General features: G+C 58.8%; 17 protein-coding genes and 1 tRNA gene. 4 read left to right on the top strand and 14 right to left on the bottom strand.

Annotated features, from left to right (window positions below; translation table 11 throughout):
* The first annotated feature begins 124 nt into the window (after positions 1 to 124).
* A complete protein-coding gene (locus tag AC13E3_RS02670; RefSeq protein ID WP_482901676.1) occupies positions 125 to 757 on the top strand; it encodes a transposase in 633 nt (210 codons plus the stop codon).
* Positions 758 to 1,364: 607 nt separating this feature from the next.
* On the opposite strand, the gene AC13E3_RS02665 is transcribed toward AC13E3_RS02670, so the two are convergent.
* The 4 genes from AC13E3_RS02665 to rpsU form a co-directional block, all read right to left on the bottom strand.
* Positions 1,365 to 1,441, bottom strand: a tRNA-Ile gene (locus tag AC13E3_RS02665).
* A 96-nt stretch (positions 1,442 to 1,537) separates the two neighbouring features.
* Positions 1,538 to 3,385: an RNA polymerase sigma factor RpoD gene (rpoD, locus tag AC13E3_RS02660; protein ID WP_008169681.1), complete on the bottom strand. Its 1,848-nt coding sequence runs from the start codon at positions 3,383 to 3,385 to the stop codon at positions 1,538 to 1,540.
* A 133-nt stretch (positions 3,386 to 3,518) separates the two neighbouring features.
* The gene (dnaG, locus tag AC13E3_RS02655) at positions 3,519 to 5,246 is read right to left on the bottom strand and encodes a DNA primase (RefSeq protein ID WP_273157828.1); all 1,728 of its coding nucleotides are present in this window, start codon (positions 5,244 to 5,246) and stop codon (positions 3,519 to 3,521) included.
* A gap of 149 nt (positions 5,247 to 5,395) precedes the next feature.
* Complete coding sequence (rpsU, locus tag AC13E3_RS02650) at positions 5,396 to 5,611, bottom strand: 30S ribosomal protein S21 (RefSeq protein ID WP_007153483.1); 216 nt, start codon at positions 5,609 to 5,611, stop codon at positions 5,396 to 5,398.
* Between the two features lie 238 nt (positions 5,612 to 5,849).
* Here rpsU and tsaD point away from each other — a divergent pair, with 238 nt between their 5' ends.
* The gene (gene tsaD, locus AC13E3_RS02645) at positions 5,850 to 6,905 is read left to right on the top strand and encodes a tRNA (adenosine(37)-N6)-threonylcarbamoyltransferase complex transferase subunit TsaD (RefSeq protein ID WP_104271583.1); all 1,056 of its coding nucleotides are present in this window, start codon (positions 5,850 to 5,852) and stop codon (positions 6,903 to 6,905) included.
* Between the two features lie 3 nt (positions 6,906 to 6,908).
* Here tsaD and plsY read toward each other — a convergent pair whose 3' ends face one another.
* Positions 6,909 to 7,499: a glycerol-3-phosphate 1-O-acyltransferase PlsY gene (gene plsY, locus AC13E3_RS02640; protein WP_104271581.1), complete on the bottom strand. Its 591-nt coding sequence runs from the start codon at positions 7,497 to 7,499 to the stop codon at positions 6,909 to 6,911.
* 140 nt (positions 7,500 to 7,639) lie between these two features.
* Between plsY and folB the strand changes: the two genes are divergently transcribed.
* Positions 7,640 to 7,996 carry a dihydroneopterin aldolase gene (gene folB, locus AC13E3_RS02635; RefSeq protein ID WP_008169661.1) on the top strand — a complete coding sequence of 119 codons (357 nt, stop codon included), beginning with the start codon at positions 7,640 to 7,642 and terminating at the stop codon, positions 7,994 to 7,996.
* A complete protein-coding gene (gene folK, locus AC13E3_RS02630) occupies positions 7,996 to 8,520 on the top strand; it encodes a 2-amino-4-hydroxy-6-hydroxymethyldihydropteridine diphosphokinase (protein WP_008169659.1) in 525 nt (174 codons plus the stop codon). Before folB ends, folK (AC13E3_RS02630) begins: the two co-directional genes overlap by 1 nt.
* On the opposite strand, the gene pgi is transcribed toward folK (AC13E3_RS02630), so the two are convergent.
* From pgi to AC13E3_RS02585, 9 genes are all read right to left on the bottom strand, one after another.
* Entirely contained in the window at positions 8,503 to 10,164 is a 1,662-nt protein-coding gene (pgi, locus tag AC13E3_RS02625; protein WP_104271513.1) for a glucose-6-phosphate isomerase, read from the bottom strand. The genes folK (AC13E3_RS02630) and pgi overlap by 18 nt on opposite strands.
* A gap of 22 nt (positions 10,165 to 10,186) precedes the next feature.
* Positions 10,187 to 11,035, bottom strand: coding sequence for a pantoate--beta-alanine ligase (gene panC / locus AC13E3_RS02620; RefSeq protein ID WP_053114245.1), 849 nt, complete (start codon positions 11,033 to 11,035; stop codon positions 10,187 to 10,189).
* On the bottom strand, positions 11,032 to 11,826 hold the full coding sequence (panB, locus tag AC13E3_RS02615; protein ID WP_008169652.1) for a 3-methyl-2-oxobutanoate hydroxymethyltransferase: 795 nt from the start codon (positions 11,824 to 11,826) through the stop codon (positions 11,032 to 11,034). The genes panC and panB overlap by 4 nt, the downstream gene beginning before the upstream one ends.
* A gap of 59 nt (positions 11,827 to 11,885) precedes the next feature.
* Positions 11,886 to 12,383 carry a 2-amino-4-hydroxy-6-hydroxymethyldihydropteridine diphosphokinase gene (folK, locus tag AC13E3_RS02610; protein WP_008169650.1) on the bottom strand — a complete coding sequence of 166 codons (498 nt, stop codon included), beginning with the start codon at positions 12,381 to 12,383 and terminating at the stop codon, positions 11,886 to 11,888.
* Positions 12,380 to 13,747 (bottom strand): polynucleotide adenylyltransferase PcnB, encoded by a 1,368-nt coding sequence (gene pcnB, locus AC13E3_RS02605; RefSeq protein ID WP_482901675.1) that lies wholly within the window; start codon positions 13,745 to 13,747, stop codon positions 12,380 to 12,382. The genes folK (AC13E3_RS02610) and pcnB overlap by 4 nt, the downstream gene beginning before the upstream one ends.
* A complete protein-coding gene (locus tag AC13E3_RS02600) occupies positions 13,740 to 13,949 on the bottom strand; it encodes a hypothetical protein (RefSeq protein WP_482901674.1) in 210 nt (69 codons plus the stop codon). Before AC13E3_RS02600 ends, pcnB begins: the two co-directional genes overlap by 8 nt.
* A gap of 469 nt (positions 13,950 to 14,418) precedes the next feature.
* Positions 14,419 to 15,822: a sigma-54-dependent transcriptional regulator gene (locus AC13E3_RS02595; protein ID WP_482901673.1), complete on the bottom strand. Its 1,404-nt coding sequence runs from the start codon at positions 15,820 to 15,822 to the stop codon at positions 14,419 to 14,421.
* A 7-nt stretch (positions 15,823 to 15,829) separates the two neighbouring features.
* Positions 15,830 to 18,793 (bottom strand): ATP-binding protein, encoded by a 2,964-nt coding sequence (locus AC13E3_RS02590; protein ID WP_482901672.1) that lies wholly within the window; start codon positions 18,791 to 18,793, stop codon positions 15,830 to 15,832.
* A complete protein-coding gene (locus AC13E3_RS02585; protein WP_008173184.1) occupies positions 18,783 to 18,959 on the bottom strand; it encodes a hypothetical protein in 177 nt (58 codons plus the stop codon). The genes AC13E3_RS02590 and AC13E3_RS02585 overlap by 11 nt, the downstream gene beginning before the upstream one ends.
* Positions 18,960 to 19,001: the final 42 nt, after the last annotated feature.

Raw genomic sequence — 19,001 nt, 5'->3', positions numbered from 1 at the left:
CTTGGACCTCGCGCTTTCCTGAGGTCGCTATGGCACTGTCCAGCGTTTAAACGGAGAGCCGGATGCGCTGAAAGGTGCACGTCCGGTTCGGAGAGGAGAGGCAGGGAAATAGTCCGACTACGCCCTGCCTCTTACTCTACTCAAGTCCACTGTCCGGGGCCGGTTCTTTTATCTGTACTTCATGCTCGACGTGTACAGCCGCAAAATCGTGGGCGCCGAAGTGTTCGACGCGGAGAACGCGGTCAACAGCGAAACCGTGCTGCGAAAAGCACTGCTCCGTGAGGGTTGTGTGAACAATCCGCCGGTGGTGCATTCAGACAACGGCAGCGCCATGAAGGGCGGCACTCTGCCGGCCACGTTCGAGACATTGGGTGTCACACCGTCCTACAGCCGACCGCGTGTGTCCAATGACAACGCTTATATCGAGTCGCTGTTCGGTACCACCAAACAGCGTCCGGAATACCCGCCTGAGGGCTTTGAGAGCCTTGATCTGGCCCGTGACTGGGTGAGCATGTTCATCCGCTGGTACAACAACGAGCATCGCCATAGCGCGATCCGTTATGTGACCCCGGCCCATCGCCATGAGGGCAAGGATGTTGACATCCTGGCGAGCCGAAAAATGACACTGCTCAAGGCCAAGGAAAAGAATCCCGGGCGTTGGTCCACCGGTATCCGAAACTGCGAACCGGTCGGAGCTGTGTGGCTGAACCCGCTGCCAGAAGAACAGACTGTTAAAGAGCAGTGTATGGCTCATTAGAGCCTAATTGAATCAGGTGCCAACTACCTTGACAGACGACGCCATGAGCTCGCTGTTGGCGGAGCATGGATTGAATGCCTGATGCATTAAATGTAACCGCGCTGACGCATCTTTTCGATGAATGCTTTGCATTGATCAGACTGGCGAATAACTTCAGGGTCCAGTCGAACAGTGCCTTGACCCACTATTCGCACATGCGGATTTGGATGCTCTCTGAGCAGTCGACGGATTCTCTGCGTTTACTCACAGGCGGAGAGCAATTTTGATAGGCCCATCTCTAGTTCTTCCGGAAGCTTTGATTCGGATTCCCGGATACATCAAAAAGACAGTTTTTTCTGAGATCGCACAGTTCTTTGGCGGGCAATTGCTCCTCACACATTTTCAAATGTGGCTTCTGTATTTTTGGAAGCACGGATTTCAAGCACTTTTGGAAGGAGATAGTTGGGAAACTTAGTGGCCCGCGAATTTCGGCCTTTGTGTACAGCAAACACGTTATCGGAGAGGGGAGAAGGAGGCGGCCACAACACCCAACCTATGACACCATAATGTGGCCGTTCCGGCCAATTTATGGTGTCACGACCAGTAAAAAAAATCGACACGGCGAGTATGGTGGGCCCAGCTGGACTCGAACCAGCGACCAAGGGATTATGAGTCCCCTGCTCTAACCAACTGAGCTATAGGCCCGTTCAGCGAATGCTGTTTTGAAAGGTGTTTCCTGGGGGGAAACAAAGCGGGCGCCATTATACCGGTGAGGTGTGGCGCCCGCTACTGTTTGGGAAATTATCCCTGATTGCCCTGATCGTCGATGAAGCCACGCAGGTGATCGGAGCGTGAAGGATGGCGCAGTTTGCGCAGGGCCTTGGCTTCGATCTGACGAATCCGCTCACGGGTAACGTCAAACTGTTTGCCGACTTCTTCCAGGGTGTGGTCGGTGTTCATCTCGATACCGAAGCGCATCCGGAGAACCTTGGACTCGCGGGCGGTGAGGCCGGCCAGTACCGAGCGGGTGGCTTCGCGCAGACCTTCGGCGGTGGCGGAATCCACCGGGGAGAGGGCCTGGATATCTTCGATGAAGTCGCCCAGATGGCTGTCTTCGTCGTCACCAATCGGAGTCTCCATGGAGATCGGCTCTTTGGCGATCTTCAATACCTTGCGGATCTTGTCCTCAGGCATTTCCATGCGCTCGCCCAGTTCTTCCGGCGTGGGTTCGCGACCCATCTCCTGCAACATCTGGCGGGAGATGCGGTTGAGCTTGTTGATGGTCTCGATCATGTGCACCGGAATACGGATGGTGCGGGCCTGGTCCGCGATAGAGCGGGTGATGGCCTGACGAATCCACCAGGTGGCATAGGTCGAAAACTTGTAGCCCCGACGGTACTCGAACTTGTCGACGGCCTTCATCAGGCCGATATTGCCCTCCTGGATCAAATCCAGGAACTGCAGGCCGCGATTGGTGTATTTCTTGGCGATGGAAATAACCAGACGCAGGTTGGCCTCTACCATCTCTTTCTTGGCACGGCGGGCCTTGGCTTCACCGATAGAGACGCGACGGTTGATTTCCTTGATGTCGGCAACGTCCAGGTCTACTTCGGTCTGCACGTTCTGGATGCGCTTCTGCAGACGAACGACTTCGTCGATACGCTCGGCCAAGGGCGCTGCGTAAGGCTTCTTGCTCTTGGCAATTTTGTCGGCCCAATCCAGGTTGGTCTCGTTGCCCGGGAACGACTTGATGAAGTCCTTGCGGGGCATTTTGCACTCGCGAACACAGATCTGCATGATCGCGCGCTCGTTCTCACGAACCAGGTCGTTGGTGGAGCGAACCACGTTCACCAGCTCGTCAAAGGCCTTGTTGGCGAGTTTGAACGGTGCGAAAACCTGTCCCAGCTCGTTCAGGGCTTCCTGGGTCTTCTTGTCGGACCGACCGTGCTTGGCCAGGGCCTTGTTGGCGGCCTCCAGCTTTTCGTTGAGCAGTTCGAACCGGAGACGTGTCTCTTCCGGATCCGGGCCGTTATCGGTTTCTTCTTCCGAGGAATCGTCGTCATCGTCTGAATCCGAGTCGGAATCATCAGAGCTTTCGGGTGTGGTGTCCTCACCCATGAACGGCTCGGCGTCGTCCGGATCCAGGAAGCCGGTTACGATGTCGCTGATACGGCCTTCGTTTTCGAGAATGCGGTCGTAGGCCTGGATAACGGTGCCAGCGGTGCCCGGGAAGTGGGCAACGGCGGCCATCACATCGCGAATGCCTTCCTCGATGCGCTTGGCAATGACGATTTCGCCCTCGCGAGTCAGCAGCTCGACGGTGCCCATTTCGCGCATGTACATGCGAACAGGATCCGTAGTGCGGCCGGCGTCGGTCTCAACAGCGGCCAGAGCGGCAGCGGCTTCAGCGGCGGCGGCTTCGTCAGCGGTGGAGTCACCCTCGGTCATCAGCAGGGTATCGGCGTCCGGTGTTTCTTCGCACACCTGGATACCCATGTCGTTAATCATGCGAATGATGTCTTCGACCTGATCCGGATCGGCGATGTCTTCCGGGAGGTGGTCGTTTACCTCGGCGTAAGTCAGGTAACCTTGTTCCTTGCCTCGTGCAATGAGGTCTTTCAAACGTGATTTTTGCGAATTGCCTGACATAGACACCCTGTAAACTCGCTTTTAGAAGGAAAAAAGTTAAACAGCCATTATAGCTGCCGCTTAGTTGCTCTGCCACCAAGGAGCCTAGGCTCAAAGGTTAGATGGTGATCAGTGCCTCAAGTTTCAAGTGCTGCTAGTCCCCGGTGCCGCTGCTCAGGGCCCTCAGCTCCTGTCGTTCCTCACTCGAGAGGTTGGACAGGTTTCGTAACAGTGTGGCAAGCCGCTGCTGGCGGGATGCCTCTTCGTTCGGGCTCAGAAGCTCCCGGGCGGCGGCCAGTGTGCTCTCACGCGCCGGAATATGTTCAATCCCGTCAAACAGGTGGTAAAACCGCTCCCGAGCGGTCGTATCCAGTGCCAGCGTGCGCACCAGTGTTTTCCGGTTCAGGATCTCGTTCGCCAGAATCCACTCGGCAAAATTCCGGGCCTGATTGAACTGCCGGGAACTGCGGGCCAGTTCGGTAACCTCGGTGGCCAGGTCCGGTGCTTCCAGCAGGGCAAGGCACAGAATGCTGTCCTTGCTGAGCTTTACATCAATGCGATCTTCGGAAACCCGGTCCCGTCGCTCGCTGTTCCGCCATCCTTTCTGGCCCTGCTGGCGGTTTTGCCACTGGTTCCGGCCACCGCAAAGACGGAGCATTTCGTGCCACATGGCATCCCGGAGGGTGCTTCTGGGCATCTTGTTGAGCAGCGGTTCAACCCTGGCTCGCAGTTCGCCCCGGTGCTCCGGCAGTTGCAGGTCCAAACCTTCGCTCTGCCGGTCAAACAAATACCGTGACAGAGGCGTTGCCCCTTCAATGCGCTTCTGGAACGCCTCGGGCCCCTCCTTGCGCACCAGGGTGTCCGGGTCCTCGCCCTGGGGCAGCATCAGGAACTGAAGGTGCAGGCCGTCGGCCATCAGTTCCAGTGCGTTCTCCATGGCCCGGTCGGCGGCCCGGAAACCGGCCTGGTCGCCATCAAAGCAGAACACAATGTGCCTTACCTGCTTCAACAGGGCTGTCAGGCTGTCCTGGTTCGTCGCCGTGCCCAGTGTCGCAACCGCATAGTGAATGCCGTGCTGGGCGAGGGCGATCACATCCATGTAGCCCTCAACCACCAGCAGCTTGTCCAGCTGCCGGATGGCCTGCTTGGCTTCAAACAGACCGTAGATCTCTCGGCTCTTATGGAATACATCCGACTCCGGGGAGTTGATGTATTTCGCCTTGTCATCGCCCAGGGTGCGGCCGCCAAACGCCACGGTTCTGCCCCGGGTGTTACGAATCGGGAACATTACCCGGTTGCGGAACAGGTCCCTGGGCCTGCCGTACTTGTCGGAAACCGTGCCGGTTTCGATCAGCGGGCCCTGCAGGTCCTTGCTGGCGGCATCAAACAGGGCGGTCCCTGTTGAGGGCGCGTAGCCTACCTGATACTGCTCGATAATGGCATTGTCCAGGCCCCGTTGTTGCAGGTAATCCCTGGCATAGGCGCCTTGCTGGCCCTTCAGTGATGTCTGGTAGAAGCGGCTGGCAAAATCCAGGGCGTCGGTTAATGTTCGTGCCTGCTGGATTTCCTGCTTTGCCGCCCGGTCGTAGGGCACTTCCAGCCCCGCCCGTTTGGCCAGTTCCTCAACCGCCTCGGTAAAACCCAGGCCTTCAAACTCCCTGACAAAGCTGATGGCATCGCCATGGGCGCCGCAACCGAAACAGTGGTAAAAGCCCTTGTCCGGCCGGACATTGAACGAGGGTGTTTTCTCGTCATGGAACGGGCAGCAGGCCTTGTAGTTGGCTCCGGCTTTCTTGAGCGTGATGCGTGAACCGATCAGTTCCGCCAGGTCGATACGATCCAGCAGGTTTTCAACAAACTGTTGAGGGATCAGTCCGCTCATGGGGGCTCCACATCAGGCCGTCATCGGAGTTGGCCAATAGCCAAAAATGCCGCCGAAGCCAGGCCTCGGCGGCATTTTTGAGTCGCTCTGTGCAGCCTGCGGCTGTACAGGCAATCAGTGCTTTGCAGTCAAGCGGCGTCAGATAAAACTTAGTACAGACGCTCGAACTTGCGCTGTTCCCGCTGAAGCTTCTTGAGATGACGCTTAACGGCAGCGGCTGCTTTGCGCTTACGAACAGCGGTCGGCTTCTCGTAGTGCTCACGACGACGTACTTCGGAAAGTACACCCGCTTTCTCGCAGGAACGCTTGAAGCGACGCAGTGCTACGTCAAACGGTTCATTCTCTTTCACTTTAACAGCTGGCATTCGAAAATCACCTACCTGATAGATTCGGTTTCAATTTTGTCCGTCTGGCGAGGCCAGACCGGTTCTCGATTCCTGGTCAGATTGGCTAAAACTCGACCAGTGCATATTTTAGGGCGGCAATGATAGCGCCTGCGTTATGGCAAGGTCAATGTTTGTTCGATGAATCTGCCAGTGGGTTTCGGGTTTCTGCTAAAATGCGCGTCGTTTTCATTTCTGCCAACCAATGTGGCCCGAAATTATGCTGATTCTAGGTATCGAAACCTCTTGCGACGAGACTGGTGTAGCGCTTTACGACACGGAAGCGGCCCTTCTGGGGCACGCCCTGTTCAGCCAGATCGACATGCATGCTGATTACGGGGGTGTCGTCCCTGAACTGGCGTCCCGTGACCACGTTCGCAAGCTCCTGCCCCTCTGCGATCAGGTGCTTTCGGATGCCGGTAAAGGCCGTGCCGATATAGAGGGAATTGCCTACACCGCGGGTCCGGGCCTGGTCGGCGCGCTCATGGTTGGGGGCGCGGTTGCCCATTCGCTGGGGTTTGCCCTTGGAGTGCCGGTGCTCGGTGTGCATCACATGGAGGGCCACCTTCTGGCGCCCATGCTGGAGGATAATCCACCCGCGTTTCCCTTCGTCGCACTGCTTGTTTCGGGTGGCCATACCCAGTTGGTAAGGGTTGATGGTATTGGCGAATACGAAATGCTGGGAGAATCAGTAGACGACGCCGCGGGTGAGGCCTTTGACAAGACCGCCAAGATGCTCGGTCTGGACTATCCGGGTGGCCCGCGGGTGGCAGCGCTGGCGGAAAAAGGCACAGAGGGCCGTTATCGGTTCCCGAGGCCGATGACCGACCGTCCCGGCCTGGATTTCAGCTTCAGCGGCCTGAAAACCTTCACGCTCAATACCGTGAATGCTGCTCGTGAGGCTGAGGGGCTGACGGACCAGACCCGGGCGGATATTGCCCTGGCGTTCGAGGCTGCCGTGGTCGATACGCTCACTATCAAATGCCGCCGGGCCCTGGAGCAGACAGGCTGCAAGCGGCTGGTCATAGCCGGAGGGGTGAGCGCCAATAAACGGTTACGGGCGGGCCTGGAAAAAATGGCCGACAAACTCAAAGCCCACGTTTTCTACGCCCGGCCGGAATTCTGTACGGATAACGGTGCAATGATCGCCTACGCCGGTGCCCAGCGCATGAAGGCCGGCCAGCAGGACGGCGAGCGGATTGTAGCAGTGCCCCGGTGGCCAATGAACACGCTGCCGCCCATTAACGAACCTCGTTCAACCGGTCTGGTGGACTGATCGTTAAAGTCCGGCTTCCCGTCCCTGGGCGAGCCGGATGAGGTTGTTGCGGTGGCGAACCACAATCAAAAGTGCGAGCAGGCCGAACAGTGGCAGGGTTTCCGGTTCAAGGAAGGCGCTGATCAGCGGGCCGCAGACAATGGCTATCAGTGAGGCGAGGGCGGATATTCGCCAGCGCCAGATTACCAGCATCCAGATAGCGGCCATCAGCAGCGTTGTGACCGGCGCCAGCGCAAGACCGGCCCCGAGCGCCGTCGCGACCCCTTTTCCACCCTTGAATCGATAGAAGATCGGGATCATGTGGCCGGTGACGGCGAACAGGGCAACGACAGCCTGAACCATTACGGAAAGACCGGCGGCATGGGCCAGCCAAACGGGTAACCAGCCTTTCGCGGCATCCAGCGCAAGCGTGAGTAGCGCTGGCGGCCATCCGCCGGTTCGGTAGACATTCGTGGCGCCGGGATTGCCTGAACCCTGCGCCCGTGGGTCCGGGAGTTTCCAGAGTTGGCAGACCGGCAGGGCAAACAGCACTGAACCTGCCAGGTAAGCGGCGGCGCAGAGTAAAACCGTTAAAACCGGGTCACTGGGAAACATGCTGTGGGCTCGGAAGCAAAGACGTATACAACCAATATGTGCGAAAATGCCCGCCCTGAAAACGCGGGCCATGCTCTTCACAGTATCCCCTGGTTGTGCGTTATTCAATCACCAAAGAGTGGAAGAACTCCGGAGTACCCTTGGCAGACACTGTATTGATCGAAGGCCTGGTTGTGGAAACTGTGGTCGGCGTTTATGACTGGGAGCGGGAAGTCACCCAGAACCTGGTGGTCGATCTGGAAATGGCCTGGGATAACCGGGTGCCGGGTCGAACAGACGATGTCGCCGATGCCCTGGATTATGCGGCCGTCAGTGCTCGGGTGGAGACCTGTCTGCAGGCACTCAGGCCGCAACTGCTTGAGCACGGCGCTGAGGTGCTCGCCAGAGCCTTGCAGGATGAATTTGGCATCACGTGGCTTCGGTTGGCGATACGCAAGCCGGGGGCCGTACCTACGGCACAGGCGGTGGGTGTGCAAATCGAGAGGGGAGTCCGGTGATGGCAGCGGCCGTTCGGGTTTACATCAGTATTGGCAGCAATGTCGACAGGGAACGCTACGTCAGGGCAGCGCTCGATGCGCTCTCGGCATGGTTTGGCGAGCTGATTATCTCCCCGGTCTACGACAGCGAAGCGGTCGGGTTTGATGGCTCGCCCTTCCTGAACCTCGTAGTGGGCGTGGATACGTCCCTGTCGGTTGCCGAGCTTTCGAAGCGTTTCAAACAGTTGGAGGCGGACAACGGCCGGCGTCGGGATGTGCCTAAATTCAGTGCGCGAACGCTGGACCTCGATATTCTCACCTATGGCAGTGCCGTCGGGCGCATCGATGGCGTTGAACTGCCAAGGGGTGAAATCCTGAAAAACGCTTTCGTGCTTCGGCCACTGGCCGACATAGCGCCTGAAGCAGAGCACCCGGTGTGCGGCAAAACCTATGGCCAGCTATGGCGGGAGTACGACACTGGCCAGAAGCTCTGGCCGGTGGGCTTCAGCTGGCAGGGTCGGCAGATTTCACACGCTGCCGGTTGAGCGGAACAGCTCGATGAGGTGATCGGTCGAGCTGTCGCTGGCCTGGGTGCCATCTTCCTCGCCCAATAGCCGCGGCAGGATGCCTTTACCCAGTTGCTTGCCGAGTTCCACACCCCATTGGTCAAACGAATCCACGTCCCAGATAACCCCCTGCACAAAGGTGCGGTGCTCGTAGAGCGCGATCAACGCGCCCACAGTCTCGGGTGTCACCTTCTCCATGGTCAGCGTGTTACTTGGCTTGTTGCCTGGGATCACCTTGTGTGGCGCAAGCTGTTCAATCTCGCTTTCATCCCGTCCTTCGGCTTTCAGCTCGGCCCTGGCTTCTTCCAGTGATTTTCCGGCCATCATGGCCCTGGACTGGCTGAGGCAGTTGGCAAACAGGTCGGCGTGATGGGTGGCCACCGGATTGTGGGTTTTCAGAGGTATGATGAAGTCCGCCGGAATCAGGCGGGTGCCCTGGTGGATCAGTTGGTGATAGGCGTGCTGGCCATTGGCACCGACGCCGCCCCAGATCACCGGGCCGGACTGCCAGGCGAGTGGGGTGCCCGCTTGCGTAACGCTCTTGCCGTTGCTTTCCATATCCAGCTGCTGGAGGTGGTCTGGCAGGCTGCGCAGGTAATGATCGTAGGGCAGTATCGCGTGGGTCTCGGCTGCCCAGAAATTGGTGTACCAGATGCCCAGCATGGCCATAACCACCGGCAGATTCTTTGCCAGCGGCGCTTCACGAAAGTGCTGGTCCATGGCATGGGCGCCGGCCAGCAGGGCCCGGAAGTTGGTCATGCCAACGCTAAAGGCAATGGGCAGGCCGATGGCTGACCACAGTGAATAACGGCCGCCGACCCAGTCCCACATCGGGAAGACGTTCTCCGGATCGATACCGAAGTCCTGCGCCGCCGGCACATTGGCCGTCACGGCCATGAAATGCTGCGAGACGGCCTGTTCATCCCCGCAATGATCCAGAAACCACTGTTTTGCGACTTTACTGTTCTCGAGGGTTTCCTGCGTGCGGAATGACTTGGACTGGATCAGGAACAGAGTGGTTTCCGGATTGACCTGGCGCAGAGCCTCGCAAATCTCGGTGCCATCAATGTTGGCCACGTAATGGCAGCGAATGCCGGCCTGGGCGTAAGGTTGAAGGGCTTCGCCAACCAGCTTCGGGCCCAGGTAGGAGCCGCCGATACCGATGCTTACCACATCGGTGAAAGGTTTGCCGGTGTACCCGGTGCGGTGTTGGCCCAACACCTCCTCCACCAGGGTTTCCATGCGTTGCAGGGTGCGCTGCACCTCGGCGACCACGTTTTCGCCGTCAACGGTGATGGCGTCGGTTCCCGGGTTGCGCAATGCCGTGTGCAGGGCAGGGCGATCTTCGGTAACGTTGACTCTCTTTCCGCTGAGCAAGGCCTCCCGCCGTGCTTCCAGGTTACAGCTGCTGGCCAGTGCCAGAAGCGCGTCGAGCACGTCGTCAGTGATCCGATTCTTGGAAAAATCCAGTGACAGCCCTGCGCCTTCAATGAAATAACGCTTTGCCCGCCCGGGATCCTGGTTGAACAGGTCCTTCATGAGAACGCCGTCCAGGCGTTGCCGATGTTCCTTCAGTGTCTGCCATTCGGGTTTCGAGGTCAGTACTTCAGGATGTGCGGGCATCAGAGGTTCCTTTTCTGTTGGCTTATCGGGTCAGGGACAGGTTATCGATCAAGCGGGTGGTGCCCAGGAAAGCTGCCGTCAGGATGGTAATCTCCCGATCTTCAGCCGTGGCCGGTTTGAGTGTCTGACTGTTGACGATATTGAAGTAATCCGGCCTGAGCCCTGCGTCCCCGAGACTTTGCTCAGCTTCGCTTTCCAGGGCCTGGAAGTCTGTACGACCATCGGTGATCTTGGCGGCAGTGGCCTGCAGCGTCTGGTAGACCGCTGGCGCAATCTGCCGTTCCTCGGGCGTCAGGTAACCATTGCGCGAGCTTTTCGCCAGGCCGTCGTCCTCTCTCACCGTGGGGCCGCCCACCACATCCACAGGGATCATCAGATCCCGGACCATTTTCCGGATCACGGCCAGTTGCTGAAAATCCTTCTCGCCGAATACAGCGAAGTCCGGCTGCACCATATTGAACAGCATGGTGACCACCGTGGCTACGCCCTCAAAGTGACCCGGGCGACTGGCGCCACAGTGGCCGTCGCTGACATCCGGCACGACCACCTGGGTCTGACTTGCCAGCCCTTCCGGATAGATTTCCTCGGCGGAGGGCGCGAATACCAGTGTGTTACCGGCCGAGGCGAGCTTGTCCTGGTCTTCAGCCAGGGTTCTCGGGTAGGTCTCGAGATCTTCGCCGGCTCCGAACTGCATCGGGTTCACGAAGATGCTGGTAACCACCACATCCGCCATCTCCGCTGCTTTGCGCACGAGGGAGATATGGCCCTCGTGCAGGTTGCCCATGGTGGGTACCAGGCCGATGGTTTTGCCCTGCTGCCGGTAGCCGCGGAGGATGGTTCTCAATTCTTTCAAAGAATGTACAGTTCTCATGCCTTGAACGTATGCTCCTCAGCGGGGAATGAGCGCTCGCCTACGGCTTTCACGTAGGCCTGGAGGGCTTCCTGTACCGAATCTGTTTCTGCCAGGAAGTTCTTGACGAATCGTGGCTTACGGCCAGTGGTAATGCCCAGCATATCGTGCAATACCAGAATCTGTCCGTCGGTGTCTGGCCCGGCACCTATCCCGATGACCGGTGCTTTGACGGCCTGGGAGATGCGTGCCGCCAGCGGCGCGGGAACGCACTCCAGCAGGATGGCATCGGCGCCGGCGGCTTCCAGCTCGCAGGCGTGCTCAATCATCATCTCCGCCGCTTTCTCGTCACGGCCCTGGACCTTGTAGCCGCCAAATTTATTGACGAACTGCGGCGTGAGGCCCAGATGTGCGCATACGGGCACGGCGCGCTCGGTCAGAGCGGTAATGGTTTCTTTCATCCAGTCCGTACCCTCGAGTTTTACCATGTGCGCGCCCGCGCGCATCAGTTCCGCTGCGTTCTCCAGGGCAGACTCGACCGTACCGTAGCTCATGAAGGGCATGTCGGCCATGATCAGGGACCCACGGTTTCCTTTGGCCACGCAGCTGACGTGATACACCATCTGGTCCATGGTCACCGGCAGGGTGCTGTCATGCCCCTGAAGTACCATCCCGAGGGAGTCGCCGATAAGGATTACGTGAACGCCCGCTTCACTGACCACCTGGGAAAAGGTGGCGTCATAGGAGGTAAGGGCAGCGAAGGCTTCGCCCTTCTGCTTGAACTCACGCAGGGTATTGATGGTAACAGCCATAGAATCCTTGCCTTTTGGGTGGATGGGCCTGGGCGTGCCGGGGTGTCGGCATTGAAGTGTTAAGGGTAATCCGCCGGTGGAAGCTTGCGCAAGCCGTTGTCGGGGCATTGGCGACGCAGTTTGGCAATCGGTGTGCCGTCGGGCAGAGTCAGGCCGGCCTTCAGGTCCAGCAGAGGCTGGAGCGCAAAGTCCCGGTTCCGCAGTTCCCGATGAGGTACGGTGAGGCGCTCGTCATCCAACATCTGATCGCCGAAGATCAGTATGTCCAGATCAAGCGTTCGGGGTCCCCAGTGGCGAAGTCTCTCCCGGCCATGCTGTTGTTCGACGTTCTGCAGTTCGTCAAGCAGTTGGTGTGGTAGTAGGGAGGTTCTAAGCCATACCGCGCCGTTGACGAAGTCAGGCTGGTCCTGGGGGCCGACCGGGCGGCTGGCATAAAAGGGCGATTGGGCCACCAGAACCGTCTCCGGCAGGTTGGCCAGGGCGGAGACTGCCCGGGCCAATTGGGCTGCAGGGTCTTTCAGATTGCTGCCAAGACCGATAAAGACGTCTGTCATCATTGCTGGGCTGGGCGTTTGACCGGTTTGCGGCGGTGCCGCCGCTTCTTGGGGGCGTCGGTGCTCAGTTGTGAGAGCATTCGCTCCTGGCCCCGTTCATCTTCCTGCTGGAACTCGGTCCACCATTGGCCAAGCCCGGGCTCAATCTCACCAGACGCCTCGCGAACCAGCAGGAAATCGTAAGCGGCCCGGAACCGTGGATGAGTCATGGTGGCAAAGGCCCGCTTGCCCTGGCGTCGGGGCAGTCGCATCTGAAGTTCCCAGATCTCCTTCATCGGGCCAGAGAATCGTTTCGGAATCGAGGTTGCCTGCACCTGACGGCCAATCACCTTTCCGATGGCACCGTGCAATGCGGGCTGGACCGGGTCACCATTATCCTGCCTGCGATGCCACTCTGCCTGAAGTGCCGGCCAAAGCATGGCAGCAAACAGGAAATAGGGCGTGACCGATTTGCCCTGGGCAATCCGGGCATCCGTGTTTCTCAGGGCCTGGCGGATCAGCTCGTCCGGCTCACCCGACTCAATGGCTCTGACCGTCTCCGGGAACAGAGGCTCCAGCAGATTGTAACGGGTCAGAAGGTCGTAAGTGGCTTCGCCATGGCCTGCGGAAAACAGTTTGAGCACTTCATCAAACAGGCGGGCCGGCGGAATATGGGTTAACAGTGGGGCCAGTTCCCCGATCGGGGCCTCGGTCTCCGGTTCGATGTCAAAGCCGAGTTTGGCGGCAAAACGGATAGCGCGAAGCATGCGCACGGGGTCTTCCCGGTACCGCGTCTCGGGATCGCCAATCAGTCGCAGCTGGCGGTTGCGCAGATCCTCGATCCCGTTGGCAAAGTCGATTACGGTAAAGTCGCGGATGCAGTAGTAAAGCGCATTGACGGTGAAGTCGCGACGCAGGGCGTCTTCTTCCTGGTTGCCGTATACGTTGTCACGCAGAAGCAGGCCGTGTTCACTGGTCCGGCGATCGTCATCATCGGTGTCGGTGTCTGCTTCGGCAGCGTTGCCCCTGAACGTGGTCACCTCGATGACCTCGCGGCCAAACACCACGTGGACAATCCGGAATCGCCGTCCGATCAACCGGGAGTTCCGGAACAGGTCGTGCACTTCCTCGGGGGTGGCATTGGTCGCGATGTCGAAATCCTTGGGCTTGCCGCCCAGCAGGATGTCTCTTACGCCGCCGCCCACGAGGTATGCTTCATAGCCTGATTTGTTCAGGCGATGCAGAACTTTCTTGGCGGGTTCGCTGATAACCGAGCGGGAGACGTTGTGCTGGTCCCTGGGGATTTCCCGTCGCTGGTAGGTGCGGGCTTTCTTTTTTCCGTTGCCGGGCATGAAGGAACGGAGTTTGTCGACAAGTCGTTTAGGCATTGAAATCCGTGGTTGCGATGAGCAAAAACCGAGAGTTTAACGGTTTGAGCAGGATTTGCACACGTTTGCCGTGGATTACCGTTTCGGAGCCCAGATAATCAAAAGGCGGATCCGTTTTCACGAATCCGCCCTCAAAGCGTTGACGATCTGCATTGTTTTTGTTTTTGCCGGGATTTTTCTTGGTTTCTGTACCCCACTGCATATCCCCACTTCAGGGGCATCTCAGCAGTGCAAACGGAAAGCTTTGAATACACAGAGCGGTCAGAGACATCGAGCGGGCCTTGGGTAGCTGCAGCGTCACCTGGAAGGTGATTCTTCTCTACATCTACAACTCGCACGTGCCGTGGGACCACTAAAAAGCAAAGTACCCAAAACACTCAGTTCGCTTACGTTCTGTTGTTGTTTTTGTTACCGAACGCATCCTGCAGCTTTTTGTTCTTGTTGTTGGCGCTGCTTTGTCACTCTTGTTTTTGTTGTTGTGCGCCAAATAGGTTGCAGTCCATGTGCCAGTTTTTGAATTTCGTTTATTAACAGAGTCTTACGATTTTGTAGGCCATAAGTGTTACCCCGTATTCAACCTAAGTGTTACTGAGGTCACGTTACTTTCGTGAGGAGTGTTACCGACAGGAACATGGGGTAACAACTGAGCCCGGGTTCATACTATGCCGGACTCAGTTGCCAGAGGATTTTTTCCGGGGTATGCCGAGACGCTGGCGACGTTCCCAGAGCGATTTTCTGCTGATGCCCAGTTTCTGCGCCAATTCTGTCTCGCTCATGCGGTCCTGGTTCTCGAGAACAAAATGCTGGAAGTAATCTTCGAGGGAGAGATCGTTGGACGCGTCCACCTCCCGGGTATGTGTCTGCTCGTTGTTGCCGTCCACGAGAGTCTCGGGGATGTATTTGTCGCTGCCTTCGCTGTCCAGGTCCAGCAATGAGGGCGTGATCACGTCTCCGTCACACAGGATGGTTGCGCGCTCAATGGCATTCTCCAGTTCCCGTACGTTTCCCGGCCAGCGATGGCGTTCGAGGGCGCGCATGGCCTCAGGGCTTAGATTGAGATCGGGCTTGCCCATTCTTTCGCCCTGGCGCTTCAGGAAGCGGCGGGCCAGTCCCAGAATATCGCTCTGGCGCTCACGCAGCGGCGGGATACGGATCTGCATGACGTTCAACCGGTAGTAGAGGTCTTCCCGGAATTCCCCGGTACGCGTCATGGCCTTGAGGTTTCGGTGGGTGGCGGCAATCATCCGCACGTTGACGGTACGGCTCTGGGTGGAGCCGACTTTCCGGATCTCGCTTTCTTGAAGAACCCGTAGCAGGCGTGCCTGGGCTTCGGCCGGCAGTTCGCCGATTTCGTCCAGAAACAGGCTGCCGCCATCGGCGGCCTCGATCAGGCCGGTCCTGGCCGATACCGCACCGGTGAAAGCGCCCTTTTCATGGCCGAACAGTTCCGATTCAATCAGGCTTTCGGGGATGGCCGCGCAGTTGACCGAAATCAGCGGCTTGGCAGCGCGCGGGCTGAGCAGGTGCAGGGCGCGGGCCGCCAACTCCTTGCCGGTTCCTGATTCGCCCTGGATCAGGACAGTGGTTTCTGTCGGTGCTACTTTACGGATCAGCGTGAACACCCGCTGCATCGGCTCACACTGGCCGAACATGATGTTGGCAGGATCGCTGCTTTCCGGCGTTTCCAGGGCTGGTGCCGAGTCGTCACCCGAGTTCCGGCCGGCGGGTTTCCGGGCCAGAATGTTTTCGACCGCGGCCAGCATTTCATCGTGATCAAACGGTTTGGCGATGTACTCAACGGCGCCCATTTTCATGGAGTCCACCGCTGATCTCAGGCTGGCATAGCTGGTCATGATCAGCACCGGCGTGTTGGGTGCGCGATTGATCAGTTCGGTGCCCGCAGCGCCTGGCAGACGCAGGTCGGAAATGATCAGATCGAACTGATCGGGTTCGTGGTTCTGTTCGGCTTCCTCAACGGAGGCCGCATCGGCGACCTCATAGCCGGCATGCAACAACAGTTTGCGCACTGCCGAGCGAATAATGTCTTCGTCTTCCACGATCAGAATGCGAGGCATAACAGTCTCAAGACCTTTGGTTCTGGCTGATGGCAATAGTGCCGGTTTCCGGTTCGTAGGCTGGCAATCTCAGCCTCACGCAGGTTCCGCGGCCGGTGTCGGCATTAGCCGGGCTTTCCACCTGAACGTTGCCATAGTGCTCTTCAATAATGCTGTACACCAGCGACAGGCCAAGACCGGTTCCCTTGTTGGGGGCCTTGGTGGTGTAAAACGGCTCGAAGATATGATCGAGTTGATCCCCGGGAATACCGGAGCCCTCATCAACCACCTCGATGATAGCGGAGTAGCCATCGCCCTTTCCACTGACCCGGATGGTACCGCCTTCCGGTGAGGCATCGCGGGCGTTCGCCAGCAGGTTGACGAATACCTGGACCAGACGCTGCTCATCTCCCAGCACCTGCAAAGAGGGCGGGCAGTCGTTGACATAGTGAATGCCCAGGCCCTTGTCGCTGAGCGACAGCAGGTTGATTGATTCTTCCACACAGCGATGAATCGCTACCGGCTCGTACCGGTTGGCCTGGGCATGATTGCCGGTGCGGGCAAAGTTCATCAGCGACTGCAAAATGGTAGAGATGCGCCGGGTCTGCTGCTGGATCTGGTCAGCGGTGTCCAGGATGTCCGGGTTGTCGGTTTCCAGTTTCAGGTTCTGGGCCAGGGATGAGATACCGGTGACCGGGTTCCCGATCTCGTGGGCGACACCGGCGGCGAGTCTTCCCACCGATGCCAGCCGTTCGCTGTGCATCAGTTCGTCCTCAAGCAGCCGCGTTTCGGTCTGGTCCTCGACCAGGATAATGCTGCCACCTTCGGTGTGGTCCGGTCCGCTCAGGGCCGCTTTGTGGAGGTTCAGCCAGTGGGGTTTGCCACGCAGGTCCAGGCGATGCTTGTAGCGATGCAGGTCCGGGCCACGGTTGAAGTCATCAAGCAGCAGGTGCCAGTGCTCGGGCAGTGCCATCAGCCTGGCACCGACCACGTCATCGGCGGTGATGCCGGTGAGCGCCTCCATGGCGTGGTTCCACATCAGGATTTCACCGTCCTCGCCCACGGAGCAGGCAGGAATCGGCAGGTTCTGAAGGGTCTGGCGGTAATGCCGGCGCAGGTTGTCCAGCTCGCCGGCCAGGCCGGTCAATCGGTTCTGGTAGTCGCCGAGGGCGCGTTCTACATAGCGGATGTCCTGGGCAGTGCCGCCCTGGGCCATGGGCTTGAAGCCGAGATGGCGCTTGACCATGTCCCGGGCCACGGAGGGGCCGAGCAGGCCAGACAGGTTTATTTCCACCTGGTCGCGCAGTCGCCTGAGCTGGTACGGCCGATACTCCACATTGGGCAGTTTCAACTGGCCCAGTGCCCGCTCCACTTCTCGCCGCGCCACACCGTAGCCCAGCGGCTCCGCTAACTGTCTCACAAAGTCACTGGAGGACGTGGCCAGCAATTCACGGCGTTGCGGACGGGACAGTGCGCCCAGTGAGCAGGCTTGGGCTGCGCTGTTCTCCTCACTGGTGCTGGTGCTGAGGATGGAAATCAGCGCAAACACGGTAATGTTGGCAGTCAGGCTTACGAACGTGAAGATATGCCAGTTGCTGTAGTCCGGTATCAGTGGCGCATCCAGCCAGGCCAGTAGATTGGCCGTGTGCGAGAATGGCAGCACGAGCGTCACCACCCAGATGGCCAGCCCGACAACAAGGCCGGCGATTAGGCCGCGGCGATTGCCCTCGGGCCAGTAAATCACGCCCAGGGCGCCGGGCAGCAGTTGCAAAGTGCCGGAGAGGGAAATGGCGCCGAGAATGGACAGGTCGAGGTTTTTGCCGACAACTTCATGAAACAGCAGCGCCAGGAAAATGATCACGGCGATGAGCAGGCGCTTGATCCACTGCAGCCACCGGTAGATATCGCCCTGGTCTTTCGGGGTTTTCAGGGGCAACACCACATGGTTCAGCGCCATGCCCGCCAGTGCCAGGGTGCTGACGATCATCAGGCCGCTGGCCGCTGACAGGCCGGCAATGTACATCAGCAGTGTCAGTGCCGGGCTTTCCATGGCCTGGGCTGCCCCGATGGCAAAGAATCCTGGCCCTGTGGTCACCGCCAGCTCCTGGCCTCCCCAGAGAATCAGGGGCACCGGCAGGCCGAGCAGCAACAGGTAGAGTGGCAGGCCCCAGCTGGCTTTTGCCAGGGCCTTGGGCGAGGGGTTTTCGCTGAAGGTCATGTGGTACATGTGTGGCAGTACCAGAGCAGCGGCAAAGGACATCAGCATCAGTGCCCGCCAACTGCCGTCGTCAATGCTCAGGGTCATGGTTGTGGCTGGCGACGTCCGGTTGTCCAGCCAGCTTTCCAGTCCGCTCATGCCGTCAAAGACCCCGAAGAGAATGACGCCCCCGAGCACCAGCAATGCCCCAAGTTTCACCAGCGAATCAAAAGCAATGGCCAGCACCAGCCCCTGATGGTTTTCCGAGTTCTGGTCGCGCCTTGCTCCGAATAGCATGGCGAAAAGCACCACGATCAAGCTGAACATCACGCTGATTACCGCAGGCGATGTGTCCGGCGCAAGAATGCTGGCAGAGGTGGCAACGGCCTGTATCTGCATGCTCAGCAAGGCCAGAATGGCCCCGCCGGAGCAGAGGGTGACCAGGGTGCCAGCCCACTGGCTTCGGTAGCGGTAGGCAAACAGATCGGCGAGGGACGTGAGCTGATAGGCGCGTCCGATCCTCATGACCGGGTTCAGAAGCACAGGCGCCAGCAGGAAAGCGCCGCTGATGCCGAGATAGTAAGCCAGAAAGCCGTAGCCGGATTCGGCGGCCATACCAACCGCGCCGTAGACCGCCCATATGCCGGCATAGACACCCAGGCTGAGCACATAAACCAGGGGGTGGCGAACCCAGCGCCGGGGGACCATGCCTTTTTCGGTAAACCAGGCGATGCCGAACAGCAGAATCAGATACAGGAGGCTGGCGAGCAGCAGGCCGGAGGGACTAAAACTCATTGGGGTCCCGCCGCCATTCCAGCCAGAAACCGATGGCGATCAGCCCGGCCCAGATAAGGTAGGGGCTGTACCAGACGTTTCCCGGCGAAGTCCACCAGTCAAGGATGTTGGGCGAAAAGATATAGATGGCCAGTACCAACAGGAAGACCAGACGGTAGATATACATCAGGCATGCTATCCGCGCTGAGGTGTGAGAAGGGCTTTATAC

It is taken from the genome of Marinobacter sp. L-80 (assembly GCF_056859395.1).
Note: the sequence above shows the minus strand (reverse complement) of the source record. Positions and strands in the feature narration are given on the sequence as shown.